The 23,548-nt window shown below is 68.1% G+C and carries 24 protein-coding genes; 13 read left to right on the top strand and 11 right to left on the bottom strand.

The genetic code is table 11. From position 1 onward, the window contains the following. Positions 1-16: 16 nt before the first annotated feature. Genes QZH52_RS00535 through amaB form a run of 3 tightly spaced genes read right to left on the bottom strand, consistent with a single transcriptional unit; the run spans position 17 to position 4,526 of the window. The gene (locus QZH52_RS00535; protein WP_301802337.1) at positions 17-1,705 is read right to left on the bottom strand and encodes a thiamine pyrophosphate-binding protein; all 1,689 of its coding nucleotides are present in this window, start codon (positions 1,703-1,705) and stop codon (positions 17-19) included. A 26-nt stretch (positions 1,706-1,731) separates the two neighbouring features. Next, positions 1,732-2,979: a pyridoxal phosphate-dependent aminotransferase gene (locus QZH52_RS00530; protein WP_301802336.1), complete on the bottom strand. Its 1,248-nt coding sequence runs from the start codon at positions 2,977-2,979 to the stop codon at positions 1,732-1,734. Positions 2,980-2,981: 2 nt separating this feature from the next. Further along, the gene (amaB, locus tag QZH52_RS00525) at positions 2,982-4,526 is read right to left on the bottom strand and encodes an L-piperidine-6-carboxylate dehydrogenase (RefSeq protein WP_301802333.1); all 1,545 of its coding nucleotides are present in this window, start codon (positions 4,524-4,526) and stop codon (positions 2,982-2,984) included. A gap of 189 nt (positions 4,527-4,715) precedes the next feature. Here amaB and QZH52_RS00520 point away from each other — a divergent pair, with 189 nt between their 5' ends. Further along, complete coding sequence (locus QZH52_RS00520; protein WP_301803315.1) at positions 4,716-5,624, top strand: LysR family transcriptional regulator; 909 nt, start codon at positions 4,716-4,718, stop codon at positions 5,622-5,624. Positions 5,625-5,632: 8 nt separating this feature from the next. Here the strand turns inward: QZH52_RS00520 and QZH52_RS00515 are convergent, their stop codons facing one another. Then, on the bottom strand, positions 5,633-6,589 hold the full coding sequence (locus QZH52_RS00515) for a 2-hydroxyacid dehydrogenase (protein ID WP_301802329.1): 957 nt from the start codon (positions 6,587-6,589) through the stop codon (positions 5,633-5,635). Then, positions 6,586-7,443: an IclR family transcriptional regulator gene (locus QZH52_RS00510; RefSeq protein WP_301802327.1), complete on the bottom strand. Its 858-nt coding sequence runs from the start codon at positions 7,441-7,443 to the stop codon at positions 6,586-6,588. The genes QZH52_RS00515 and QZH52_RS00510 overlap by 4 nt, the downstream gene beginning before the upstream one ends. 227 nt (positions 7,444-7,670) lie before the next feature. On the opposite strand from QZH52_RS00510, the gene QZH52_RS00505 reads away from it, so the two are divergent. From QZH52_RS00505 to QZH52_RS00475, 7 genes are read left to right on the top strand one after another with little or no spacing between them, the layout of a single operon-like run. Further along, positions 7,671-8,753: an ABC transporter ATP-binding protein gene (locus QZH52_RS00505; protein WP_301802326.1), complete on the top strand. Its 1,083-nt coding sequence runs from the start codon at positions 7,671-7,673 to the stop codon at positions 8,751-8,753. Beyond that, complete coding sequence (locus QZH52_RS00500; protein ID WP_301802324.1) at positions 8,750-9,610, top strand: ABC transporter permease; 861 nt, start codon at positions 8,750-8,752, stop codon at positions 9,608-9,610. Before QZH52_RS00505 ends, QZH52_RS00500 begins: the two co-directional genes overlap by 4 nt. A gap of 2 nt (positions 9,611-9,612) precedes the next feature. Beyond that, positions 9,613-10,410, top strand: a complete 798-nt coding sequence (locus QZH52_RS00495) for an ABC transporter permease (protein ID WP_301802321.1) — start codon at positions 9,613-9,615, stop codon at positions 10,408-10,410. Beyond that, complete coding sequence (locus QZH52_RS00490; protein WP_301802319.1) at positions 10,407-10,709, top strand: (2Fe-2S)-binding protein; 303 nt, start codon at positions 10,407-10,409, stop codon at positions 10,707-10,709. Before QZH52_RS00495 ends, QZH52_RS00490 begins: the two co-directional genes overlap by 4 nt. Then, a complete protein-coding gene (locus tag QZH52_RS00485; protein WP_301802316.1) occupies positions 10,709-12,109 on the top strand; it encodes an NAD(P)/FAD-dependent oxidoreductase in 1,401 nt (466 codons plus the stop codon). Before QZH52_RS00490 ends, QZH52_RS00485 begins: the two co-directional genes overlap by 1 nt. Next, the gene (locus QZH52_RS00480; RefSeq protein WP_301802312.1) at positions 12,106-13,248 is read left to right on the top strand and encodes an NAD(P)/FAD-dependent oxidoreductase; all 1,143 of its coding nucleotides are present in this window, start codon (positions 12,106-12,108) and stop codon (positions 13,246-13,248) included. The genes QZH52_RS00485 and QZH52_RS00480 overlap by 4 nt, the downstream gene beginning before the upstream one ends. Before the next feature lie 49 nt (positions 13,249-13,297). After that, positions 13,298-14,371 carry an ABC transporter substrate-binding protein gene (locus tag QZH52_RS00475; RefSeq protein ID WP_301802309.1) on the top strand — a complete coding sequence of 358 codons (1,074 nt, stop codon included), beginning with the start codon at positions 13,298-13,300 and terminating at the stop codon, positions 14,369-14,371. A gap of 38 nt (positions 14,372-14,409) precedes the next feature. Here QZH52_RS00475 and QZH52_RS00470 read toward each other — a convergent pair whose 3' ends face one another. Genes QZH52_RS00470 through QZH52_RS00455 form a run of 4 tightly spaced genes read right to left on the bottom strand, consistent with a single transcriptional unit; the run spans position 14,410 to position 16,474 of the window. Continuing rightward, the gene (locus QZH52_RS00470; protein WP_301802306.1) at positions 14,410-14,631 is read right to left on the bottom strand and encodes a DUF7661 family protein; all 222 of its coding nucleotides are present in this window, start codon (positions 14,629-14,631) and stop codon (positions 14,410-14,412) included. Continuing rightward, positions 14,628-15,296 carry a glutathione S-transferase family protein gene (locus QZH52_RS00465; RefSeq protein ID WP_301802303.1) on the bottom strand — a complete coding sequence of 223 codons (669 nt, stop codon included), beginning with the start codon at positions 15,294-15,296 and terminating at the stop codon, positions 14,628-14,630. Before QZH52_RS00465 ends, QZH52_RS00470 begins: the two co-directional genes overlap by 4 nt. Before the next feature lie 37 nt (positions 15,297-15,333). Then, complete coding sequence (locus tag QZH52_RS00460; RefSeq protein WP_301802300.1) at positions 15,334-15,885, bottom strand: GNAT family N-acetyltransferase; 552 nt, start codon at positions 15,883-15,885, stop codon at positions 15,334-15,336. A 1-nt stretch (position 15,886) separates the two neighbouring features. Then, positions 15,887-16,474 carry a helix-turn-helix domain-containing protein gene (locus QZH52_RS00455; protein ID WP_301802298.1) on the bottom strand — a complete coding sequence of 196 codons (588 nt, stop codon included), beginning with the start codon at positions 16,472-16,474 and terminating at the stop codon, positions 15,887-15,889. Positions 16,475-16,577: 103 nt separating this feature from the next. Here QZH52_RS00455 and QZH52_RS00450 point away from each other — a divergent pair, with 103 nt between their 5' ends. After that, positions 16,578-17,426, top strand: a complete 849-nt coding sequence (locus QZH52_RS00450; RefSeq protein ID WP_301802296.1) for an aldo/keto reductase — start codon at positions 16,578-16,580, stop codon at positions 17,424-17,426. Between the two features lie 7 nt (positions 17,427-17,433). On the opposite strand, the gene QZH52_RS00445 is transcribed toward QZH52_RS00450, so the two are convergent. Further along, the gene (locus tag QZH52_RS00445) at positions 17,434-18,918 is read right to left on the bottom strand and encodes a nucleobase:cation symporter-2 family protein (RefSeq protein WP_301802294.1); all 1,485 of its coding nucleotides are present in this window, start codon (positions 18,916-18,918) and stop codon (positions 17,434-17,436) included. 166 nt (positions 18,919-19,084) lie between these two features. Further along, a complete protein-coding gene (locus QZH52_RS00440) occupies positions 19,085-19,780 on the bottom strand; it encodes a GntR family transcriptional regulator (protein WP_436411524.1) in 696 nt (231 codons plus the stop codon). 164 nt (positions 19,781-19,944) lie between these two features. On the opposite strand from QZH52_RS00440, the gene QZH52_RS00435 reads away from it, so the two are divergent. From QZH52_RS00435 to QZH52_RS00420, 4 genes are all read left to right on the top strand, one after another. Further along, complete coding sequence (locus tag QZH52_RS00435) at positions 19,945-20,193, top strand: hypothetical protein (protein ID WP_286536682.1); 249 nt, start codon at positions 19,945-19,947, stop codon at positions 20,191-20,193. Positions 20,194-20,227: 34 nt separating this feature from the next. Then, the gene (locus QZH52_RS00430) at positions 20,228-20,422 is read left to right on the top strand and encodes a hypothetical protein (protein WP_301802292.1); all 195 of its coding nucleotides are present in this window, start codon (positions 20,228-20,230) and stop codon (positions 20,420-20,422) included. A 301-nt stretch (positions 20,423-20,723) separates the two neighbouring features. Then, a complete protein-coding gene (locus tag QZH52_RS00425) occupies positions 20,724-21,401 on the top strand; it encodes a response regulator transcription factor (protein WP_301802291.1) in 678 nt (225 codons plus the stop codon). 25 nt (positions 21,402-21,426) lie between these two features. Then, positions 21,427-23,532 carry an ATP-binding protein gene (locus QZH52_RS00420; protein ID WP_301802290.1) on the top strand — a complete coding sequence of 702 codons (2,106 nt, stop codon included), beginning with the start codon at positions 21,427-21,429 and terminating at the stop codon, positions 23,530-23,532. Positions 23,533-23,548: the final 16 nt, after the last annotated feature.

Here is a 23,548-nt window from a genome sequence, read left to right as displayed (position 1 = left end):
ACTCCAGACTCTGAACTCAAGCACCCATTCGCACGAGGTTTCTCGCCGCCGCGGCGCGAATGCCCTCCAAGGTGCTGGTCGGGGTGATCGCTTCCGGGTCGAGCAGGCAATGCAGGATCGCCGGCTTGCCGCTGGCCCGTGCGCGCGCGAGTGCCGGTGCGAACTCCGCCGTGGACGTCACGCGTTCGCCGTGGCCGCCGAACACCTGCGCATAGCCCCGGAAGTCCGGGTTCTTCAACTGCGTGGCGCTGACGCGGCCCGGGTAGTGCTTCTCCTGGTGCATGCGGATGGTGCCGTACATGGCGTTGTCCAGCAGCACCACGATGATCGGCAGGCCGTACTGCACGGCGGTCGCGAACTCCTGGCCATGCATCAGGAAGTCGCCGTCGCCGGCGAACACCACCACCTCGCGTTCGGGCCACAGCCGCTTGGCGCCGACCCCGGCCGGCAGGCCGTAGCCCATCGAGCCGCTGGTCGGCGCCAGCTGGCTGGCGAAGGTGCGAAACGGCCAGAAGCGATGGACCCAGGTGGCGAAGTTTCCGGCGCCGTTGCAGAAGATCGTGTCGGCCGGCAGCACCTCGCGCAGATGGGTCATCACCTCGCCCATCTGCAAGGGGCCCGGGATGCGGATCGGCGCCGGATCACTCCAGGCCAGGAATGCCGCGCGCGCCTGGGCGGTCGCGGCCTGCCAGCTCGGCGCCGAAGCGGGGTGCAGCGTGGCGGCTGCCTCGGCGAAGCCCTGCGGCGTGGCGTGGATGGCCTGCGTCGCACGGTACAGCTTGCCAAGCTCGTCGGCGTCGGCATGCACGTGCACCAGCGCCTGCCGGGGCGTCGGGATATCGAGCAGTTCATAGCCCTGCGACGGCACTTCGGACAGGCGTCCGCCGACCAGCAGGACCAGGTCGGCCGCGCGGATGCGCGCCAGCACCGCGGGATTGACGCCCAGGCCGAGATCGCCGGCATAGCAGGGGTGCTCGGCGCTGAACAGCATCTGGCGGCGGAACGAGCAGTACACCGGAAGCGAAAAGGCCTCGGCGAAGGCCGCGATCTGCTTCGTCGCGGCTTCCGACCAGCGGCTTCCTCCCAGCACCATGACGGGACGCTCCGCCGCGGCCAGGCGCCGCATCAGCTCGCCCATCTGGCCCGCGCCCGGATGGGTTTCGGTCACCGCATACGGCTGGGCGTCGGCGACATCCGTGGCTTCGGTCAGCATGTCTTCGGGCAAGGCGATGACCACCGGGCCGGGGCGGCCGGACGTGGCGACGTGGAAGGCGCGCGACACCAGTTCGGGCAGCCGCTCAGGATCGTCGACCTCGACGACCCACTTGGCCAGGGTGCCGAAGACGGCGCCGTAGTCGAGTTCCTGGAAGGCTTCGCGCCCCAGTGCGTCGCGCGCCACCTGGCCCACGAAGAGCAGCATCGGTGTCGAGTCCTGGTGCGCGATGTGCACCCCGGCGGCGGCGTTGGTGGCGCCGGGCCCGCGCGTGACGAAGCAGATGCCGGGGCGGCCGGTGAGCTTTCCCTGGGCCTCGGCCATCATCGCCGCGCCACCCTCCTGGCGGCAGACGGTGACGGCGATGGAAGCATCGTGGAGGGCGTCGAGCACGGCGAGAAAGCTCTCGCCGGGGACGCAGAAGAGCTGCTGCACGCCATGCGCGACGAGTTGGTCGACCAGGATCTGGCCGCCGGTGCGGAGGGTTGTCATGGGAGTTTCCAAGCGGGGAGAGGCCGTTATTCGAGCGCCGCGCAGGCCGCAGATATGCGCGCGCAGGCCTCCTGCAGCTGCGCCATCGAAGTGGCATAGGAGATGCGGAAATACGGCGCCAGCCCGAACACGCTGCCCGGCACGACCGCGACCTCGAAGTCCTCCAGCAGATAGCGGCAGAAGTCGGCGTCGGTCTGCAGTCGCATGCCGCGACGGGTGGAGCGACCGAGCACGCCGGCGCAGCTGGCGTAGGTGTAGAACGCGCCCTCGGGCCTGCGGCAGTGCAGGCCGCGGATTGCGTTGAGCGCTTCCACGACTACATCGCGGCGGGCCTCGAAATCGGCGCGGCGCGCGCCGATGAGCGCCTGCGACCCGGTCAGTGCCTCGATCGCGGCGGCCTGGCTGACCGAAGACGGGCAGGACGTCGACTGGCTCTGCACGACGGCCATGGCCGCGATCAGGTCGCGCGGGCCGGCGCCGTAGCCGATGCGCCAACCGGTCATTGCATAGGCCTTGGAGACGCCATTGACGGTCAGCGTGCGCTCGCGCAGCCCGGGTTCCACGGCAGCCGGCGTCGCGAAGGCCAGGCCGTCATAGAGGATGTGTTCGTAGATGTCGTCGGCCAGCAGCCAGACCTGCGGATGACGCAGCAGCACCTCGGTGAGAGGTCGCAGCTGCGCCGCGCTGTAGGCCGTGCCGCTCGGGTTGGAGGGCGAATTCAGGAAGACCCAGCGCGTGCGCGGCGTGATCGCCGCGTCGAGCTGTCCGGCATCGAGGCGGAAGCCGCGCGCCTCGCTGCAGGGCAGCACCACCGGCACACCGCCGCAAATCCGGACGATGTCGGCATAGGAGGTCCAGTAGGGCGCCGGGAGGATCACCTCGTCGCCCGGTTCCAGGCTGGCCATCAGCGCATTGAAGATCACCTGCTTGGCGCCGGCGCTGACGCTGATCTCGTCGAGGGCGTAGTCCAGCGCGTTGTCGCGCTGGAACTTGTGGCGCACGGCAGTCTTCATCTCGTTGCTGCCGTCGAGCACGGTGTAGCGCGTCTCGCCGCGCGCGATGGCTCGCGTGGCCGCCGCACGGATGTGCTCCGGCGTCTCGAAGTCGGGTTCGCCCGCACCCAGCACGATCACCGGACGGCCGGCGCGGCGCAGCGCATTCGCATGGTCGGTGATGCGCAGGATCTCGGAGACGCCGATGGCGCGAATGCGCTGCGACGGCGCGAACGCTGGCGCTGGCGCCGCTTCGTGCGCCAGGGTGGCGGTGGCGCTCACGCTCAGTCCCCGATGTCGAAAGTCACGCCCTGGGCCAGCGGCAGCGCGGTCGAGTAGTTGATGGTGTTGGTCGCGCGGCGCATGTAGGCCTTCCATGCGTCGGAGCCGGCTTCGCGGCCGCCGCCGGTTTCCTTCTCGCCTCCGAAGGCGCCACCGATCTCCGCGCCGCTCGGGCCGATGTTGACGTTGGCGATGCCGCAGTCGGATCCGGCGCACGACATGAAGCGCTCGGCTTCGCGCATGTCGAGCGTGAAGATCGAGGACGACAGGCCGGCGCCGACCGCGTTGTGCCACTCGATGGCCTGGTCGAAGCTGCTGTAGCGCACGACGTAGAGGATCGGCGCGAAGGTCTCGCGCAAGGCCGGGCCGGCGTGGGCCGGCAGCTCGACCAGCGCGGGGCGGACGTAGTACGCGCCATCGCCGCCGATGCCGGCCACGCGTTCGCCTCCATGGACGGTCGCGCCGGCCGCGCGGCTTTCCGCCAGCGCCTTCTGCATGCCGTCGAATGCGGCGCCATCGATCAGCGGCCCGACCAGCGTTCCGGGGGCGCGCGGGTCGCCGACCTTCACCTGGCCATAGACCTTCGCGAGCCTGGGCACCAGCGTGTCGTAGATGCCGTCATGCACGAAGAGCCGGCGCAGCGTGGTGCAGCGCTGGCCGGCCGTGCCCATGGCGGCGAAGGCGATGCCGCGCAAGGCGAGGTCGAGGTCCGCCGAGGGCGTGACGATGGCCGCGTTGTTGCCGCCGAGTTCGAGGATGGCGCGCGCGAAGCGGGCGGCCAGCCGGGGGCCGACCTGGCGTCCCATCGCCGTCGAGCCGGTGGCCGACAGCACCGGCACGCGCGGGTCGTCGACCAGCACTTCGCCGATATCGCGCTGCCCGACCAGCAGCTCGAGCAGGCCCTCGGGCGCATCGCCGAAGCGGGCGAGCGCGCGCTGTGCGATGGCGTGCGTGGCGAGCGCGGTCAGGGGCGTCTTTTCGGAGGGCTTCCAGACCACCGAATCGCCGCACACCAACGCCAGCGCCGCATTCCACGACCAGACCGCCACGGGGAAGTTGAAGGCGGAGATCACGCCGACCACGCCCAGCGGATGCCAGGTTTCCATCATCCGGTGCTCGGGGCGCTCGGTCGCGATCGTCAGCCCGTAGAGCTGGCGCGACAGGCCGACCGCGAAGTCGCAGATGTCGATCATCTCCTGCACTTCGCCCGCGCCTTCCGACGGCACCTTGCCGACCTCGAGGGTCACGAGCAGGCCGAGGTCGGCCTTGGCCGCGCGCAGCTCTTCGCCCAGCAGTCGCACCAGTTCTCCGCGACGCGGTCCGGGCACCAGGCGCCACGCCAGGTGCGCGGCATGGGCGCGGCCGATCGCGGCCTTGGCTTCTTCGCTCGAGGTCTGTCGCACCAGGGCGATCGTCTCGCCGCTGATCGGCGAGCGCACGGCGAGTTCGCCATCGGCGTACGCCGACTTCGGCACGCCCAGGCGTTGCAGCAGTTGATCGACCTGGGCGGCGATGGGGGCGGCAGTGGAGGCAGGTGCGTCTGGCATGAGGGGTTCTCGGGGCAATGGGTTGGTGGATGCAATGTCGGCGAATCCGCAACGTTTGCATAGCAAAAATTCGGAAGAACTTGATGAACGTTGAGAATGAAGTAGGCTTCCGTCTCCTCGCCGGGCCAGTCGGGTAGTCCAAGTGCGGAGGCCCGTTGGCCGGCGGGATGATCATTCCCGTACTTCATGATGTTCCACAAGACCTTCCTGCCCCCCATGGCCGACCTGCTCGCTTTCGAGGCCGCCTCGCGCCACGCGAGCATCTCGCGCGCGGCCGAGGAACTGCACCTCACCCAGAGCGCGGTCTCGCGGCAGATTCGCCAGCTCGAGCAGCAACTCGGGCTCGCCCTGTTCCATCGGGTGCGGCAGCGGGTCGTCCTGACGGACGTCGGGCGGGTCTACGCGGCGGACGTGCGCGCCGCGCTTCAACAGTTCTCGGGCGCCACGCAAAAGGCCATGGCGCTGTCCGGTGGCGGTGGCCTGCTCAACCTCGCGGTGCTGCCGACCCTCGGCACGCGTTGGCTGATTCCGCGGCTGGGCGACTTCACGGGCCGGCATCCGCAGGTGACGGTCAATTTCGCCGCCCGCTCCGAGCCCTTCGATTTTTCGCAGCAGCCCTTCGACGCGGCCATCCACTTCGGCGCCCCGCATTGGGCCGGGGCTCGTTGCGAATACCTGATGCACGAGCGCACGGTCCCGGTCTGCAGCCCGGCCTTTCAGCGCGCGCACGGGATCCGTTCGGTGTCGGACCTCGGCGCGGTCGTGCTGCTGCAGCAGAGCACGCGACCCACCCAGTGGGCCGAATGGTTCGCGCAGGTCGGCACGGCGGGCGTGCCGGCGCTGCGGGGGCCACGCTTCGAGCAGTTCGCGATGATCGCGCAGGCCGCCGTATCGGGCCTCGGCGCCGCGCTGCTGCCGAGCTTCCTGGTCGAGGCGGAGATCGGCGCGGGCGAACTGGTGGTGCTGTTTCCGGAAGCCCTGACGAGCTCCGACGCGTACTACCTCGTCTATCCGGAGTCGCGTGCCGAAGCACCGTTGCTGCGGGCCTTCCGCGACTGGATCGTCGCACAGGCGCACACGGCGCCCGCGGGCGGATGAAGTCCTGCTCAATACCCGCGCACCGGATCGAAGCGCCCCTGGACCGGCTCGCCTTTTTCGAAGGCGGCGATCTGCTGGGCGAAGAACCTGGCGCGCATGCGCCGCGTGACCGTGGCGGCCACGTGCGGAGTGACGAAGATCCCGGGGTGCGACCAGGCCGGATGGTCCCTCGGCAGAGGTTCCTCGGCGAACACGTCGACGAAGGCCCCGCTCAGTTGCGCCGAATCGAGTGCCGCGAGCAGCGCGTCCAGGTCGAGCTGCGACCCACGCCCCGCGTGAACCAGCCCGGCACCCTTCGGCAGCCGGGCCAGCAGGTCGGCGTTCAGGATGCCCTCGGTTTGCGCCGTGGCGGGAAGCAGGCAAACCAGGATGTCGCAGCGGGACAGGAAGGCATCCAGTTCGCCGGGGCCGGCGTAGCAATGGACGCCTTCGAGGGCCTTGGCGGTGCGCGACCAGCCGATGGTCCGGAAGCCGAGGGCGCTCACCATCTGCGCGGATCGCAGGCCCAGGGTCCCCAGCCCCAGGATGCCGACGCAGGTGTCGGGCGCGCTGCGCTCGACCTCGAACGCGGTCCACTCGCGGGCATCCTGTTGCCGCACCAGGCGCTTCAGGTTGCGCAGCAGCGCGAGTGCCGCCATGGCGACGTATTCGCCCATTCGCTGCGCCGTCTCGGGCGGTATCGAGCGGATCAGCGGCACCTGCCGGGGCCACCCGGGATCGGCGGTGATGTGGTCGACGCCGGCGCCCGCGCTGAGCACCAGTCGCAGGTTCGGCAGGGCGGCCAGGCGGCCGAGCTCCGGCTGCCAGACCAGTGCGTAGTCGACGCTGTCCGGTGCGACCGACGGATCGTCCCACCCGTGCACGGCGATGTGCGGCGCGAACCCTTGCAGATGCGCCCGCCATTCCGCGACGGCGGCTTCTCCGCCTGACTTGACCAGCAGCACACGCGGAACGACTGGCGTCATGGCGTCGCCCCGGGCTGCGTGCCGTCGATGCGTTGCGGCGCGGGCGAACTCGCCAGGCTCTGTGCGGGCCGCCGCAGCGTGGCATCGAAGGGATTGATCTTCGGACCGATAGTCGCCGCTTCGCGCTTGAGCAATTCGACGACGGTCGGCAGGCGCTCTGGGTTGAGACGGTCGGCGATGGTGCCGACGGACAGCGCCGCCACCGCGCGGCCTTCGCGATCGAGAATCGGCACCGCGACCCCGGCCATGCCTTCCAGCAGCCCGCTGTTGCGTGCCGCGAAGCCTGCCTGGCGGACGCGTTCGATCTCGGTGCGCAGATAGACCTCGTCGTAGACCCCGTACTCGCGCACCCGTGCCAGATTGAAGCGGATGACCTCTTCGCGTTCTTCCTGCGGCAGGAACGCGAGGATCGCCAGCGCCCCCTGGCCCACGCCCAAGGCCACGCGGCCACCGACATCGCCCGTGAAGGAGCGGATCGGAAAGGGGCCTTCGCTCCGGTCCAGGCAGACCGCTTCGAAGCCGCTGCGCACCAGCAGGAAGATGCTGTCGCCCAGGCTCGCGCACAGGCGCAGCAGGACCGGGCGGCACAACTCGCGCAAATTGCCGGGATTGCCGGCCTTCGCGGCCAGCGCGAAGAAATCGATGCTCAACCGGTAGAGCTTGGTGCGCTCGTCCTGTTCGACCATGCCTTCGCCGATCAGCGACTGCAGCAAACGGTGCGTGGTGGCCTGGGTCAGGCCCACATGTCGTGCGACCTGCGTCACGCGTGCACCGTCTGCCTGCGCTTCGGCCAGCGCCCGGATCACCGAAAACACGCGGGGCACGCCGCCAGTGGCGGCCGGGGACGTCGTCATACCTTGTTCCTGCGGAATATTTTGCTGGCAGTTTAGCGCAAGACTTTCATTCAATGGAATAAAACGAAGAAAAGTTCCGATTAATGGAATACCCGTGGAGGCATGGTTCGGTTATTGCAATAGATTCAATGCGAAAGCGACGGGCATTCAGTTCTCGCAGCGCGCCGAAGCAGTGCGCGTTGCCGGTGGAGCCCGCCGCCGCCTCGACTGCAACGAAAGGCCCATGGATGTCGTTTCTTCAACTTTCCGGCGTGACCAAGTTCTATGGCGCGACCTGCGCCGTGTCGGCGATCGACCTGTCCGTCGAGAAAGGCGAGTTCGTGTCGCTGCTCGGCCCCTCGGGCTGCGGCAAGACGACCACGCTGCAGATGGTCGCGGGATTCGAGGCCGTCAGCAGCGGCCGCATCGCGCTCGACGGCAAGGACATCACCCATGCCAAGGCCAACACCCGTGGCCTCGGCATCGTGTTCCAGACCTACGCGCTCTTCCCGCACATGACGGTGGCCGACAACGTGAGCTTCGGCCTCGAGATGCGCAAGATGCCCAAGGCCGAGCGCCGCGAGCGCGTGGCGCAGGCGCTCGCGCTGGTGCACCTCGAGGCGCACGCCGACCGCTTTCCGCGCCAGCTCTCCGGCGGCCAGCGGCAGCGCATCGCGCTCGCCCGTGCGCTGGTGATCGAGCCGCCGGTGCTGCTGCTGGACGAGCCGCTGTCCAACCTCGACGCCAAGCTGCGCGAAGAGATGCAATTCGAGTTGCGCCAGATCCAGCGCAAGGTCGGCACCACCACGATCATGGTCACCCACGACCAGAGCGAGGCGATGTCCATCAGCGACCGTGTCGTTGTCATGGAGGGGGGCCGCGCGACCCAGATCGACCATCCGCATCGCTGCTACGAACATCCGCGCACCCGTTTCATCTCGACCTTCGTCGGCAAGGCGAACCTGCTGGAAGGCCGCGTGGCCTCGGCCGGGACGCGCACGCGCGTCGAGATCGGTCCGCTGGGGGTCGATGTCGACGACGCCGGCTTCCGTCCCGGCGCGTCGGTGCTGCTGAGCGTGCGGCCCGAAAAGATCCAGTTCACCGCCAGTGGCGCCGGCCGGCTCGACGGCACGGTCGGCGAGCGCTTCTTCCTGGGCAGCCAGTGGCTTTATCGCGTTGCGACCCTGGTCGGCGACCTGATGGTGCTCAGTCCCAACGACGGCCGCGACGCGCTTGACGAAGGCACGACGGTCGGCGTGGACTGGCCGCCGCACTGCACGCGCCTGCTGCCTGCCGACGAGGCGGCCGGGGCGCAGAGGGCGGCTGCATGACCGGCCTCGCAAGGAAGACCACGCCCTGGTGGCTGTCCACGCCCGCGCTGCTGCTCTTCACTGCGCTGCTGCTGGTGCCGTTGCTGCTGACAGCCGTGCTGTCCTTCAACGTCTACGATGCCACGACCGGTCCGAAGGCCGGCGAGTTCACGCTCGATCACTACATTCATCTGTTCACCGACTCGTACTACTACGGCATCTTCTGGCGGACCTTCTGGATCTCGGCGCTGGTCGCCGTAATCTGCGTTCTCATCGGCACGCCCGAGGCCTACGTGCTGAGCCGCATGCGCAACCCGTGGCGCTCGATCCTGCTGCTGGTGGTGCTGGCGCCGCTGATGGTCTCGGTCGTGGTGCGTGCCTTCGGCTGGAGCATGCTGCTCGGGCCCGAGGGCCTGGTCAACGGGATGCTCGGCATCATCGGCATCGGCCCGGTCAAGCTGCTCTACACCGAGACGGCCATCGTCATCGCCCTCGTGCACGTGATGCTGCCCTTCATGGTGATCCCGGTATGGACCTCGCTGCAGAAGCTCGACGCCGGCGTCGAGAACGCGGCGCTGTCGCTGGGCGCTTCCCCCTTCACCACGCTCAGGCGCGTCGTGCTGCCGCAGGTGATGCCCGGCATCCTCTCGGGCAGCCTGATCGTGTTCGGTCTCTCGGCCAGTTCCTTCGCCATCCCGGGCCTGCTCGGCGGGCGCCGGCTGAAGATGGTCGCGACGGTCGTCTACGACGAATACCTGCACGAGCTCAACTGGCCGCTAGGCGCTGCCATTGCGCTGGTGCTGCTGCTCGCCAATCTGGTGGTGATGCTGAGCTACAACCGCCTCGTCGAAGGCCGCTACAAGAAGGCGCTGGGTTGACCATGAGCAAGAACGGACCTTTTGCCCTCGCGTTCAACGCGCTCGTCATCGCCTTCATGCTGGCGCCCCTGGTGGTCGTCTGCGTGGTGGCCTTCACGCCCGAGAACACGCTCACGCTGCCGACCACCGAGTTCTCGCTGCGCTGGTTCCAGGCGGTGTTCGCGCATCCGGACTTCATGCAGTCGTTCTGGAACAGCCTGCAGCTCGGGCTGGCGTCGGCCACCCTCGCCACGCTGGTCGCGGTGCCGGCCGGCCTGGCGATCACGCGCTACGACTTTCCCGGCCGCGACTTCCTCAACGGGCTGTTCCTGTCGCCCCTGATCATTCCGCACCTGGTGCTGGGCGTCGCCCTGCTTCGCCTGTTCGCGCTGGTTGGCGGCACCGGCAGCTTCGGCTTCCTGATCTTCGCGCATGCCTTGATCGTCACGCCGTACACGCTGCGGCTCGTGGTGGCGGCGCTGGTCGGCTTCGACCGCAGCGCCGAGCAGGCGGCGCTGTCGCTGGGCGCGAGCCAGGCCACGGTGTTCAAGCGCATCACGCTGCCGATGATCCTGCCGGGCGTCACCGGCGGTTGGCTGCTGGCCTTCATCAACAGTTTCGACGAAGTGACGATGTCGATCTTCGTCACCTCGCCGAGCACGGTGACGCTGCCGGTGCGCATGTACATGTACGCGACCGAGTCGATCGACCCGCTGATGGCCGCGGTGTCGGCGCTGATGGTGGCGATCACCGCGGTCGCGATGATCGTCCTCGACAGGCTCTATGGCCTCGATCGCGTGCTGGTAGGGGGCCACCGATGAGCGCCGGCACCCTTCAGCCGCTGCTGCGCCGGGTCGCAGAGACTCAGCGGGCCGCAGTCGAGTTCACCCTCGACGGCCGTCCGGCGCAGGCGCTCGAAGGCGACACGGTCCTGACCGCCGTGCTGACGCAGGGCGCGCAACTGCGCCGCAACGAATTCAGCCACGAGCCGCGTGCCGGCTTCTGCCTGATGGGCGCCTGCCAGGATTGCTGGATCGCCACCGCCGAGGGTGCGCGACTTCGCGCCTGTTCGACCTTCATCGCGCCCGGCATGGCCTTGCTGAGCGGCGGAGGGCATTGATGCCTGCACCGCTCCAGCCGGCGATCGTCGGCGCCGGCCCGGCCGGCATCCGTGCCGCGCAGACGCTCGCGAAGCACGGCCTGCGGCCGGTGCTGATCGACGAAGCCGCGCGCGCCGGCGGCCAGATCTACCGTCGGCCACCCGCGCATTTCGACCGGCCGCCCGAGGCGCTCTACGGCAGCGAGGCGGCCCGTGCCACCGCCGTGCATGCGGCCATCGACGCGCTGCAGGACCGCATCGACTATCGGCCCGACAGCCTGGTGTGGAACGTGCAGGACGCCAAGCTCGACGTGCTGCACGGCCCGACGCAGACCACGCGCACCGTGCCCTTCGGGCAGCTCATCGTCGCCACCGGCGCCACCGATCGCGTGCTGCCGGTGCCCGGCTGGACCTTGCCCGGCGTGTACACGCTCGGCGGCGCACAGGTGGCGCTCAAGTTCCAGGGCTGCGCCATCGGCTCGCGCGTGGTGCTCGCGGGCACCGGGCCCTTGCTCTACCTGGTGGCCTGGCAGTATGCGAAGGCCGGCGTCGATGTCGCGGCGGTGCTCGATACCGCGCGCTTCGGCGATCAGCTGGCCGCCGTGCCGGCGATGCTCAGGCAGCCCGCGGTATTCCTCAAGGGGGTGCACTACGTCGCCTGGCTGCGCGCGCACGGCGTGCCGTTGCGGCGCGGCGTGCGGTTGCTGCGCATGGAGGGCGACGAGCGGGTGCGCGCGGTCGTGTGGAGCGAAGCCGGACGCAAGCACAGGCTCGACTGCGACGCCGTCGGCTTCGGCTATGCGCTGCGGTCCGAGACCCAGCTGGCGGATCTGCTGGGATGCCGTTTCGCCTTTGCGCCGCTGCATCGCGCGCATCTGCCCGAGCGCGATGCCGCCGGCCGCTCCAGCGTCCCCGGTGTGTACCTCGCGGGAGATGGCGCCGGCATCATGGGAGCCGACGCGGCCGAATGGGCGGGCGAGCTGGCCGCGCTCACGCTGCTGGCCGACCACGGCATGGCCATCGACACGCAGCGCGCAAGCGTGCTCCAGCACCGGCTGGCCCGCCTCACCGGATTTCGCGCCGGCCTCGAGCGCGCCTTTCCCTTCCCTTCCGACTGGGCCGCGCAGGCGCCCGACGAACTCGTGGTCTGCCGTTGCGAGAACGTCACGGCGGGCGAGTTGCGGCGCAGCGCCGCGGACAGCGGCACCAACGAGCTGAACCGCCTCAAGGCGCTGACGCGCGTCGGCATGGGCCGTTGCCAGGGCCGGATGTGCGGCGTGGCCGCCGCCGAGATCCTCGCCCACGCCACCGGACAGCCGGTGCAGCAGGTGGGCCGTTTCCGCGGGCAGGCGCCGATCAAGCCGATCCCGATCCAGCTGGAGCGTGCATCGAGTGCGTCGCAGGCAGGAGCAGCCGCATGACGCAGCGCATCAGCACCGACGTCGCCATCGTGGGCGGCGGCATCGTGGGCAGTTCGGCGGCGCTGGCGTTGCGCGGCATGGGGCTGCGGGTGGTGCTGCTGGAGCGGGACTTCTGCGGCTCGCGCTCGAGCGGAGTGAACTACGGCGGCGTCCGTCGCCAGGGGCGACCCCTCGGCCAGCTGCCGTTGGCGCAGCGCGCGCATGCGATCTGGGGCCGCCTGCCGGAATTGATCGGCACCGACGGCGAGTACCTGCGCTCGGGCCACTTCAAGATCGCGCGCAGCGAAGCCGATCTGGCCGCGCTGGAGGCCTACCGGGATCGCGCGCGCGACTTCGGGCTCGGCATCGACATCCTGTCGGGCCCGCGGCTGCGCGAACGATGCCCCTGGCTCGGCGGCAAGGCGGTCGGCGGCTCGCTCTGTCCGGAAGACGGGCAGGCCAATCCGCGTCTCGTGTCGCCGGCCTTCGCGCTGGCGGCGCAGCGCGCGGGTGCCGAGATCCACGAGCGCACGCGGGTCGACGAGATCGCGCACGACGGCCAGCTGTTTCATCTGCGCACCGCCAACGCGCTGGAAGTGAAGGCACCCGTGCTGCTCAATTGCGCCGGCGCCTGGGCCAATGCGGTCGCCACCCAGTTCGGCGATACGGTGCCGATGTATTCACGCAGTCCCGCGATGGCCGTCACCGAGCCGCTGCCGTTCTTCATGCAATGGAGCCTCGGCGTCGAGGGCGGCGGCGTGTACTGCCGTCAGGTGGCGCGCGGCAATCTGGTGCTCGGCGGCGGTCCTGGGCGCCTGCTCGATGCCGACCGCGCACGTTCCGAGCGCGACACGATCGCGAGTCTCTCGACGCAGGCGATCGAGCTGCTGCCGATGCTGCGCCATGCGCACTTCATCCGCACCTGGGGCGGCACCGAAGGCTATCTGCCCGACCACCAGCCGGTGATCGGTCCCAGCCGCACCACGCCGGGCCTGTTCCACGGCTTCGGCTTTGCCGGCGCCGGCTTCCAGACCGGGCCAGCCGTTGGCGAGGTCCTGGCCGAACTGGTGCGCGACGGGCGCAGCCGCACGCCGATCGGCGCCTTTGCCATCGATCGCTTCGTCGACGTCGCGGCAGCCGCGCCGGCATCGGCCCACTGAACGCATTCGTTTCCTGCATCCCTCCTTCAACCGTCCCGAAAGGAAAGTCATGTCCTCTGCCCGCATTGCCCTCCGGCTCACCGTGCGCCGCTCGCTCTTCACCGTGGCTGCTGCCGCTGCCCTGATGGCCAGCGGCGTGGCTGGCGCCCAGACCAAGACGCTCTACATCGGCATGAACGGCGGCACGATGGAGAAGGCGTACACGCAGTACGTCTTCCCGGCCTTCGAGAAGCTGAACAACGTCAAGGTCGTGGTGGTGCCCGGGACGTCGTCGGACATTCTTGCCAAGGCGCAGGCCAACAAGGAGCGCCCGCAGATGCACGTCATGTTCCTCGACGATGGCGTGATGGTCCGCGCGATCGGCATGGGGCTGTGCGAGAAGCAGCGCCCGAGCGCGGCGCTCAACGAGATCTACCCGGCGGCGCGCTTCAAGGGCGACATGGCCAGCGGCGTCAGCCTGGGCATGACCGGCCTGGCCTACAACGCGAAGATGTTCAAGGAGAAGGGCTGGGCGGCGCCGACCTCGTGGATGGATCTGGCCGACGCCAAGTTCAAGGGCAAGGTGGTGTTCCAGTCGGTCTCGGCTTCGTCCTTCGGCCTGCATGGTTTCCTGATGTTCAACCGCATCCAGGGCGGCACCGACCAGAACGTCGAGCCCGGCTTCAAGGCCTGGCCGACGACGATCGGCCCGAACGTCCTGGAGTACATCCCGAGTTCGGCCAAGATCTCCGAGATGGTGCAGACCGGCGAAGCGGCGATCTTTCCGCTGACGCCGACCGCGGTGGCGGCGCTGAAGGTCAAGGGCATCCCGGTCGAATACGCGAACCCCAAGGAGGGCGCGGTGGTGCTGATGGTGGGGCAGTGCGTGATCGCCAACAACAGCGAGCCGGAACTCGCGCAGAAGCTCGCCGAGTTCCTGCTGAGTCCGCTAGCCCAGGCGAACGTACTGCAGTACGGCAGCCAGATCCCGACCAACCCGAAGGCGCCGGCCGTGGGCGAAGGCGTTGCCCAGGTGGCGGCGATCAACGGCTACATGAAGACGGCAGTCACGGTGGACTGGGAGAGCATCAACGCGAACCGGCCGGCGTGGAATGCGCGCTGGAACAAGACCATCGAGCGCTGAGGCTCGTCGCGATCTAGCCTGCCGGGCGCTCGGGTGCCCTATCGGGGCACGATCTCGAAAACGTCGCCATTCGTTGGCGTCGCTTCCTCGTGGTAGACGTCGTAGAGATACTGTGCCAGCTCGGCGTGCCGCATGTCGGAAGGAATCGCGAGTTCTGCCGGACGACGCTTGCCGTCGTTTCCCGTCAGGTGGGCGACCCAATCGCCGCCGACGCGTTCGATGGAAATGATTCGTCCGAAGACGTTGAAGCGGTATCTCATGTCGAGTTCGTTTCGCGCGGTGGCTGGCTGCCCCTGAACACCGACAAGTGGTCGGCGAACGCGCGCTGGTAAGCCGGCCGCGCTTCACCGCGGGCGACATAGGCCGCGAGGTTCGGGTATTCGTCCAGCAGGGTCGACCCGCTCAGTCTGCGCAGCACCGTCACCATCAGCAGGTCGCCGGCGCTGAACGCATCGTCGAGCCAATCGGCGGCGCCCAGCCGCCGCGACAGCTCGCCCAGGCGGACCCGGACGCGCCCTTCGAGAAGGGGCAGGCGCTCTTGGAACCAGGCCTTGTCGTGCTCCAGCATCATGGCGATGCCGCGATCGAGGATCGGCGGCTCCACCGTGTTGAGCGCGGCGAACATCCAGGTGATCGCGCGCGCCCGCGCGTTGGCATCGTCCGGCAGCAGGCCAGGATGACCCTCGGCGATATGGAGCACGATGGCCCCCGACTCGAACAGGGCGAGATCGCCTTCTTCATAGGTCGGAATCTGCCCAAAGGGATGCAGCGCGCGATGCGCGGGCTCCTTCATCTCCTTGAACGAAACCAGACGCACGGCATAGGTCTGGCCCGCTTCTTCGAGCGCCCAGCGAACGCGCATGTCGCGTGCCAGCCCTCGGCCGCGATCGGGAGATTGCTCAAAGGCGGTGATGGTGGGGATCATCGGCATGCTCCGGTGAGTGGCATGACGCCAGTGTCGCCTACTGGGCGCCCTGGAGCGGCTCCAGCTCGCGGTAGAAGATGGTCGTGGGGCAGAGCCCGCCTTGCGGCAGCAGCGCATAGCCGGGGATCACGCCGACCCGCTGCCAGCCCAGCCGGGCGTAGAGCCGTTCGGCGCTTTCGCTGGCGGTGTCGAGCACCAGCAGCGATTTGCCGCAGTCGCGCGCCGCCTGCTCGGCCGCCTGCATCAGGGCCTCGCCCCAGCCCTGGCAGCGCGCACGCCGGAGCACGAGCATCTTCGACAGGTCGGCGCGGTGCGGCTGGTTGTCGGGCTGGGCCAGCACCAGTTGAACGGTGCCCACGATGCCGGCGTCATCCTCGGCAATCAGCAGGGCGCGCTCGCCCCGCGCGACCCCTTCGGCCACCTCGCGCCAGAACGCCATGGCACGGGCGGGCGGCAAGGGGTCCATGAAGCTCACCGAGGCGCCGCCTTCCACGCAATCGACCAGCAGTTCGGACAGCGCACGCAGTTGTGCTTCGGAGACCGTCTGGAGCCGCCGGATGCGCCGGGCGGAAGGTGTTCGGGTCTGCATGTCACCTCCAGGGCGAGGGCAGGGTGGCGATCACGACCGCATAGCGCGTGAGGTGTCGCGTGGGGTTGTGGTAGCTCACCGGGCGGTCCAGCGCGTGGGCCAGGCAGTCGCCGGCGTCGAGCCGATGGCAAGCATCGCCGACCGTGACTTCGATGGTGTTCTCGAGCACCCATACCTGCTGGTGGATGCGCGGCTCGCGGGCGCCGGTCTCGTAGGCCACGCGCGCCTTCGGCGGAAAGGCCACCTCGACGATCTGGATCGGCGAGGCCCCGCCCGCTGGCGAGACGTTGCGCCGCACATAGCCCGAATGCGGATCGCGCCACAGGGGCTGGTCGGCCAGCCGCGCCACCGGGTCGTCGCCGGCCCGCGGCGGCTCGAACAGCGAGGCCAGCGCGACGCCGAGCCCGGTGGCGAGCTTCTCCAGCACGACAGCGGTCGGGCTGCTCTCGCCGCGCTCGATCAGCGAGATCATCGAACGACTGACGCCGCAGTGGGCCGCCAGCGCATCGAGCGACAGGCCGCGCGCGGCGCGCAGCTCGCGCACCCGTTGGGCGATGCGCTCGTTCAGGTGGCTTGCTTCATCCGTCATGCTGGAATAAGTATCCGATATCTTGGACACGACGTCCAGCCGCGGCTTGGTTAGGATCGTTGGCTGATGCAACACGCGACGCCGTTGTCGACAAGGAATACCCATGCAAACCCTGGAACTGCCTGGCGGCGGAACGATCCCCGCGTTGGGACTCGGCACCTGGAAGATCGGCGAATCCGCGGGTCGCCGCGGCGCCGAAGTCGCTGCGCTGCGCGCCGCCATCGCGATGGGCTACCGGCTCATCGACACCGCCGAGATGTACGGCGAAGGCGGCGCCGAGGAGGTGGTCGGCCAAGCCATCGCCGAGGCCTTGCGCGCGGGCGACGTGCGGCGCGAGGAGTTGTTCATCGTCAGCAAGGTCTATCCGCACAACGCCAGCCTGCACGGGACGGCCAAAGCCTGCGCCCGCAGCCTTGCCCGTCTGGGGCTCGACCACGTCGATCTCTACCTGCTGCACTGGCGCGGCGAGCATCCGCTCGGCGACACCTGTGAAGCGATGCAGACGCTGGTCGCCGAAGGCAAGGTACGCCATTGGGGCGTCAGCAACTTCGACACCGACGACATGGAGGAGCTCGCCGCTCTGGCCGGCGACTGCGCCGTCAACCAGGTCTACTACTCGGTCGCCGAGCGCGGCCCCGAGTTCAGCCTGCTGCCATGGCATCGCGAACGCGCCATTCCGCTGATGGCCTACAGCCCGATCGACCAGGGCGCGCTTGCCGCCGACGCCGCCCTGCAGACGATCGCCGAGCGGCTCGGCATCAGCGCGGCGCAGCTGGCGCTGGCGTGGGTGCTGGCGCAGCCCGGCGTGGCCGCGATCCCCAAGGCGGCGCGCGAGAGCCACCTGCGCGAAAACCTCGCGGCGGCCGAGCTGACGCTGGGTCCGGAGGTGCTGGCCGAGATCGATCGCCTGCACCCGGCGCCGCGGCGCAAGCGGCCGCTGGCGATGATCTGAGCCGGGGTCAGTGCGCCTCGGCCTGCTTGGCCGCGGCCACGATCGCCGCCTCATCGTGCTTGGCGCCATTCAGGAACAGGTTCAGCAGCACGGCGCAGACCGAGGCCAGCAGAATGCCCGACTCCACCAGCGAATGGATCGCATGCGGCATCCACTGCTTGAAGTTGGGCGCCAGCAGCGGGATCATGCCGACGCCGATCGACACTGCGACGATCATCGCGTTGTGGCGGTTGGTCTTGAAGTCCACGCCCGAGAGGATGCGGATGCCGGTCGCCGCGACCATGCCGAACATCACCAGGCCGGCGCCACCGAGCACCACGGTGGGCAGCGACTCGACGAGTGCCGCCATCTTCGGCAGCAGGCCCAGCACGACAAGGATCACGCCGCCGGCCACGCAGACGTAGCGGCTCTTGATGCCTGTCACCGCCACCAGCCCGACGTTCTGCGAGAAGCTGGTGTACGGGAAGGTGTTGAAGATGCCGCCGATCAAGGTGCCCAGGCCGTCGGTGCGCAGGCCGCGCGCCAGGTCCTGCTGGCTGATCTTGCGGTCGGTCATCTCGCCGAGCGCGAGGAACATGCCGGTCGACTCGATCATCACCACGACCATGATCAGCGACATCGTGAGGATCAGCACCGGGTCGAACTTCGGCATGCCGAAGTGGAAGGGCAGCACGATGTCGAACCAGGCCGCGCTGCCGACCTTCTCGAAGGTCATGAAGCCGAAGATGGTCGCCACCACGGCGCCGATCACGATGCCCAGCAGCACCGAGATGTTGGCGATGAAGCCGCGGGCGTACTTCACGATCAGCAGGATCGACACCAGCACCAGGGCCGCAATGGCCAGTCCGCCGAGGTCGGCGTACTTGGGGTTCGGCACCGACGGCACGATCGACAGGCCCTTCGGAACCGGCGGCACGGCCGAGCCGGGCGAGGTGACGTCGGCCAGCCACTTGGCGTACACCGGGTCGACCAGCGCCGGCGCGGTCGGGCCCACCGGGTTGCCGAAGATCCAGTTGATGCCGACCCGCATCAGGCTTATGCCGATCACCGCGATGATGGTGCCGGTGACCACCGGCGGAAAGAAGCGCAGCATGCGCGAGACCATCGGCGCGATCAGTATCGAGATGACGCCGGCGCCGATGATCGCGCCGAACAGCAGCTGCGCGCCGGCCTGGCCCGGGTTGGCATTGGCGATCGCGACCATCGGTGCGACCGACGCGAAGGTCACGCCCATCATCACCGGCAGCTTGATGCCGAACCACTGGGTGGCGCCGAGCGCCTGGATCAGGGTCGCGATGCCGCAGCAGAACAGGTCGGCCGAGATCAGCAGCGCGACCTCCTGCGGCGTGAGCTTGAGCGCGCGGCCGACGATCAGCGGCACCGCCACGGCGCCGGCATACATCACGAGCACGTGCTGCAGGCCGAGGGCGGTGAGCTTGCCGGCCGGCAGGCGCTGGTCGACCGGGTGGATGGAAGGCGAGGCAGCCGTCATTTGCGTGTTTCTCCTGGGCAACGTGGAGGAAAAGGGACGAGCGAACGGCGCGGCGCCTTGGATCGTCCACCATTCTGTACGCTAAACTGTATACAGATTAGGCGGTCGGCTGTATGGCGGAAAACCCGCGCCCTGCGCGCCCAAGCAAGTCACGGGCCCGCGCTTGTCAGGCCAGCAGGGCCTTGACCAGGTCGAGCTGGCGATCCGGCACGCCGGCCGAAAGCTGAAGGTTGGCCTCGGAATCGCCGCTGCGGCAGACGCGCAGGAATTCGGCGTGCTCGTCGGACGAGCAATGCGGATCGTTCGACGAGTGGCACAGCATGGCGATCAGCGAGCTGCGCGCCACCAGTTCGCGGATCAGTTCGGCCAGGGTCTGGTTGCCGGCCGCCTCCGCCAGCGCGACGTGGAAGTCGCCGAGCAGTTCCCTCACCGTGCCGGTGGTCGTGGTGGCGCGCAAGGCGGTGCGCTCGAAGTGGATGTGCTGCTCGAGCGCCTGGTAGTCGGCGGGACGCGCCTTGACGACGAACAGCCGCACCACCTCGCTTTCGAGCAGGCGCCGGACCCCGAAGACTTCGCGCGCTTCCTGCACGCTGGGCTTGCTGACGAAAGCACCCTTGTCCGGGATCATCTCGATCAGCTTTTCCTTCGACAGCGTCAGCAGCGCCGCCCGGATCTTGGTGTGGCTGACCGAATGGAGCCGCCCCAGTGCTTCCTCGCGCAGCCAGGTGCCGGGCGGCAGCCGCTTCTCGACGATCGCGGTGGCGACGTCCTGCGCGATGCCTTCGATGGTGGCGGTCTTGTCGACCGCAGCCTCTGTCGTTGAGTTCGTAAGTGAGACGGAAGACCCCGTGATTACCCTGATTGGACGGCGAAGGACCCGCAGGGAGTCGGAAAAAGAACGAAGAAAGTACTCAAGATTCAATGAATCATCTTGTTACTTAAGAAGTAACTAGGCACAATGTATTACATCGATTCAGTGCCAACGCAGGTGCTGCCAAAGATCAACCATCTCTTTGCGAGGTCCCGATGAAGACTCAGAAACAGGCAATCAGCGAGGGCTACGACGTCGATCTGTCGGGCCCCGGACGACCGATGGGCGCCAAGGGCAAGTACCCGGACTTCGACGTGATCCCCCTGCTCACGGAAATGGAGGCCGAGCTCATCAACACGCTGGGCCTGGTGCGCCAGTTGCTGCTCGAAGGCGTGCCGTCGAAAGACGCGCGGGAGGGCGTGGTGCTCGCCATCGACGGGCTGCTGGCCGCCGCGCGCTCGTGACCATTTGCCGACCCAACGCTCAAGGAAACAGGACATGAACAGCTACAAGACGGCGAGCCAGGCGACCGGCGTGGCGCGCACATTGAGCCGGAGCGCCGGCTGCACCATCCTGGTCTATCAGGCAGCCGACAACCGGTTCGTCACCGCTCGACCGTCCGACGCGGTCAGCGGGCTGGTGATCGGCGTCTACCAGAACGGGTACAAGCTGCAGAGCGCCCAGCGCGCCTGATATCCCAAAAGCCCAAAAGCAGGCCGGGCGAAGCTGCAGAAAATATCAGTAACAAATACAATTAATAAATTTATATTAGATTAATCTGAATTTCTTCTTTTGACCTTCGGAAGATTCGAAAGAAGCAATAAGAAAATTCTGAAATTTTAAATTTCATATCGGCAAATATTATGTGATCTTTTGCTCAATCTGCCTGCATTGTTGATATTTGAATGGCTGATGAATTCCATCGTCAATTGAGAATCGCCCTAAAATCACGTTGAATTGTGAGGGCGATGACACTGGAAAACATCAGTCGCCCTTGCCAGCGGCCACAGGCCACCGAACTCAACGCAAGGGAATCAATATGCATACAGTCATCGTCGTCGACGATCATCCCGCCATTCGTCTGGCGGTCCGTTCTGCCCTCGAATCCGGAGGCGAGTTCCAGGTCGTGGGCGAGGCGGGCGATGGCCCCACCGCCCTGGCTGCGATTCGCGACCAGCGTCCCGACCTGGTCATCATCGACCTCGACCTGCCGCGGCTCAGCGGACTCGACCTGATCGAGAGGCTGAGAAAATCCCTGCCTTCGACCAAGCTGCTGGTGCTGTCGGCCCAGCCGGAATCCATCTTTGCCGCCCGCACGGTGCAGGCTGGCGCCAATGGCTTCATGAGCAAGAGCGAAGACATGTCCGCCGTCGCGCAGGCTGCCAGGACGGTGCTCGCCGGCTACAGCATGTTTCCATCGTCGGCGCTCTCTTCGCACGGGCACATCCATTCCGGTGCGCCGCCCGATGTCCTGATGAAGTCGCTCTCCGACCGCGAACTGACGGTGCTGCAATACTTGGCCCGCGGGATGAGCAACAAGGAAATTGCGGAAACCCTGTTGATCAGCAACAAGACGATCAGCAGCTACAAAACGCGGATATTCGAGAAGCTCGGGATTTCCACCCTGGTCGAACTGGTCGATTTCACCCGCGCCCATCACCTCGTCTCCTGAACAGGGGCTAATGATGTGGGGGGAAATGTCGGGGCTGACGCCCTGGGGCTATGAAATCGCCGGCGGATTTGCGCTGTGCTTCGTCATCAGCGTGGTCTGGAACCGAAAACTGCGAAAAGAGATGCGGCGGCGACTTGCCGTCAAAGCCGAATTGCGCGATCAACTCGCCTTCCAGCGCGCCATGCTCGAGGCCATTCCGCAGGCCATCTGCGTGCGCGACAACGAGGCCAGGCTGGTCTTCTGCAATGCCGCATTCGAAAAGATGTGCGGCACCCACCGCGCCGCCATGGAGGGCAAGACTCTCGGAGAAAGCGGACTGCAGTACATCGAGCCGGAAAAGGCGGCCCTCCTTCACGCCCGCTACCTCGACATGCTGGCGAGCGGCCAGTCGCTGAACGAGGATGTCGACGTGGTCCTCGATGGCGAGTTGCGCCGGATGGTGCACTGGGCGGTCCCGATCGCACTGTCGCAGGGAGGGCCGGCGCGCGCGCTGGTCGCTGGCGCGATCGATGTCACGGAGCGCCACCATCTGATCGACCTGAGCCAGGTGGCCCGGGCCAAGGCCGAGGAGGCCAGCCGCGCCAAGTCCAATTTCCTCGCCACCATGAGTCACGAGATCCGCACGCCCATGAACGCCGTGCTGGGCATGCTCGAACTGCTGACGCGCGAAGGCCGACTGTCGGCCAAGGACCGCGAATCGGTGGACCTGGCCCGGACTTCGGCGGTTGCCCTGCTCGGGCTCATCGACGACATCCTCGACATGTCCAAGATCGAAGCCGGCGGCCTCGAGATCGCCCTGGCGCCGGCGCGGCTGCAGGCGATCGTCGACGAAGTGGCCCGGATGTTCGGCGGCCTGGCCCGCCAGCACGGCCTGTCGATGGTGCTCGACATCGACCCCGCGGTCGGCGAATGGCACAGCGTCGATGCGGTGCGTTTCAGGCAGATTGCCAACAACCTGGTGAGCAACGCCATCAAGTACACCGATGTCGGCAGCGTCACCGTCCGGCTGCGCCATGCGGGGCGCGAGGCCGACGTCGAGACGATCGCCCTCGAGGTCGAGGACACGGGCATCGGGATTGCCCCCAAGGACCTGGAGAACCTGTTCCGGCCGTTCTTCCAGGCCGAGGCGGCCGGCCCGCGCGCCATCGGCGGCACCGGCCTGGGTCTGCCGATCGTCGAGCGCCTGTGCCGAATGCTGGGCGGGACCATCGAAGTCCGAAGCCAGCGCGGCCAGGGCACCTGTGTCCGGGTCGAACTCGCACTGCGGGCCGCCTCGCCGCCAGTCGCCGCCCCGGCCACGGCCGCAGCGCCGGAGCCTGGCGCCTTTCTGCCGCAGCGTGGCCGCAGGATCCTGGCGGTCGACGACCATCCGGCCAATCGTCTGTTGCTGCAGCGCCAGCTGGAGCACCTGGGCCTCGAGTGCGAACTGGCGGAGGACGGCGAGACGGCCCTGGCGCTCTGGCGCGACGGCGGCTTCGACCTGGTCATCACCGACTGTTCGATGCCGGTCATGGACGGCTACGCCCTGGCGGTGGCCATCAGAAAGCTGGAACGCGAGCGCGGCCTGCCGCGCTGCCCGGTGCTCGGCTGCACGGCCCATGTCCAGGAGGCGGAACGGCGCCACGCCCTCGAGGCCGGGATGGACGAGTGCCTCATGAAGCCCTTCAGCCTCGATGCCTTGTCGGCGGCGCTCCATCGCCATCTGCCCGCGGATGCGGCCGAGCCGTTGCCTGCGACGCCGGTCGAAGCGCCGCCGCACGAGCCGTTCGAGGCCGCCTTCGACCCACTCGCGCTGCGCCGGCTGTCCGACGACGACGCACGGGTCGAATCGCGCTTTCTCGAGGCGTTGTGGCGGACCAACCGCAGCGACGTCCGGGAGCTCGCCGCCCACGTCGCGTCGGGTGCGTTGTCCGAAGCGTCGTCGATGGCGCACAAGATCCTGGGCCCGGCCCGGATGGTCCGGGCCCAGCGCGTGGTGCGGGCGTGCGAGATGCTCCAACGGGCCTGCCAGGGCGAGGCGGCGCTGACCCCCGACGCGGCCTTCGCCCAGCTCGATGCGGCCGTCGACGAACTCGACCGGGCGATCGAAGCGCAGCTGCACAGCCTGGCGCAGCCAGCAGCCTCGGACTGAACCGGTCGCGGAGCGG

The sequence above is a fragment of the Variovorax ginsengisoli genome, from assembly GCF_030486595.1.
GTDB classification, from domain to species: Bacteria; Pseudomonadota; Gammaproteobacteria; order Burkholderiales; family Burkholderiaceae_C; genus Variovorax; species Variovorax ginsengisoli_B.
The sequence above is the reverse complement of the archived record's forward strand: the minus strand, read 5'-3'. Positions and strand labels throughout refer to the sequence as shown.

Bases quoted from the DNA above. Each gene is read 5' to 3' on its own strand.
- QZH52_RS00535 (WP_301802337.1), bottom strand. From the start codon at position 1,705: ATGACAACCCTCCGCACCGGCGGCCAGATCCTGGTCGACCAACTCGTC.
- amaB (WP_301802333.1), bottom strand. From the start codon at position 4,526: ATGCCAGACGCACCTGCCTCCACTGCCGCCCCCATCGCCGCCCAGGTC.
- QZH52_RS00520 (WP_301803315.1), top strand. From the start codon at position 4,716: ATGTTCCACAAGACCTTCCTGCCCCCCATGGCCGACCTGCTCGCTTTC.
- QZH52_RS00515 (WP_301802329.1), bottom strand. From the start codon at position 6,589: ATGACGCCAGTCGTTCCGCGTGTGCTGCTGGTCAAGTCAGGCGGAGAA.
- QZH52_RS00510 (WP_301802327.1), bottom strand. From the start codon at position 7,443: ATGACGACGTCCCCGGCCGCCACTGGCGGCGTGCCCCGCGTGTTTTCG.
- QZH52_RS00505 (WP_301802326.1), top strand. From the start codon at position 7,671: ATGTCGTTTCTTCAACTTTCCGGCGTGACCAAGTTCTATGGCGCGACC.
- QZH52_RS00500 (WP_301802324.1), top strand. From the start codon at position 8,750: ATGACCGGCCTCGCAAGGAAGACCACGCCCTGGTGGCTGTCCACGCCC.
- QZH52_RS00495 (WP_301802321.1), top strand. From the start codon at position 9,613: ATGAGCAAGAACGGACCTTTTGCCCTCGCGTTCAACGCGCTCGTCATC.
- QZH52_RS00490 (WP_301802319.1), top strand. From the start codon at position 10,407: ATGAGCGCCGGCACCCTTCAGCCGCTGCTGCGCCGGGTCGCAGAGACT.
- QZH52_RS00485 (WP_301802316.1), top strand. From the start codon at position 10,709: ATGCCTGCACCGCTCCAGCCGGCGATCGTCGGCGCCGGCCCGGCCGGC.
- QZH52_RS00480 (WP_301802312.1), top strand. From the start codon at position 12,106: ATGACGCAGCGCATCAGCACCGACGTCGCCATCGTGGGCGGCGGCATC.
- QZH52_RS00475 (WP_301802309.1), top strand. From the start codon at position 13,298: ATGTCCTCTGCCCGCATTGCCCTCCGGCTCACCGTGCGCCGCTCGCTC.
- QZH52_RS00470 (WP_301802306.1), bottom strand. From the start codon at position 14,631: ATGAGATACCGCTTCAACGTCTTCGGACGAATCATTTCCATCGAACGC.
- QZH52_RS00465 (WP_301802303.1), bottom strand. From the start codon at position 15,296: ATGATCCCCACCATCACCGCCTTTGAGCAATCTCCCGATCGCGGCCGA.
- QZH52_RS00460 (WP_301802300.1), bottom strand. From the start codon at position 15,885: ATGCAGACCCGAACACCTTCCGCCCGGCGCATCCGGCGGCTCCAGACG.
- QZH52_RS00455 (WP_301802298.1), bottom strand. From the start codon at position 16,474: ATGACGGATGAAGCAAGCCACCTGAACGAGCGCATCGCCCAACGGGTG.
- QZH52_RS00450 (WP_301802296.1), top strand. From the start codon at position 16,578: ATGCAAACCCTGGAACTGCCTGGCGGCGGAACGATCCCCGCGTTGGGA.
- QZH52_RS00445 (WP_301802294.1), bottom strand. From the start codon at position 18,918: ATGACGGCTGCCTCGCCTTCCATCCACCCGGTCGACCAGCGCCTGCCG.
- QZH52_RS00435 (WP_286536682.1), top strand. From the start codon at position 19,945: ATGAAGACTCAGAAACAGGCAATCAGCGAGGGCTACGACGTCGATCTG.
- QZH52_RS00430 (WP_301802292.1), top strand. From the start codon at position 20,228: ATGAACAGCTACAAGACGGCGAGCCAGGCGACCGGCGTGGCGCGCACA.
- QZH52_RS00420 (WP_301802290.1), top strand. From the start codon at position 21,427: ATGTCGGGGCTGACGCCCTGGGGCTATGAAATCGCCGGCGGATTTGCG.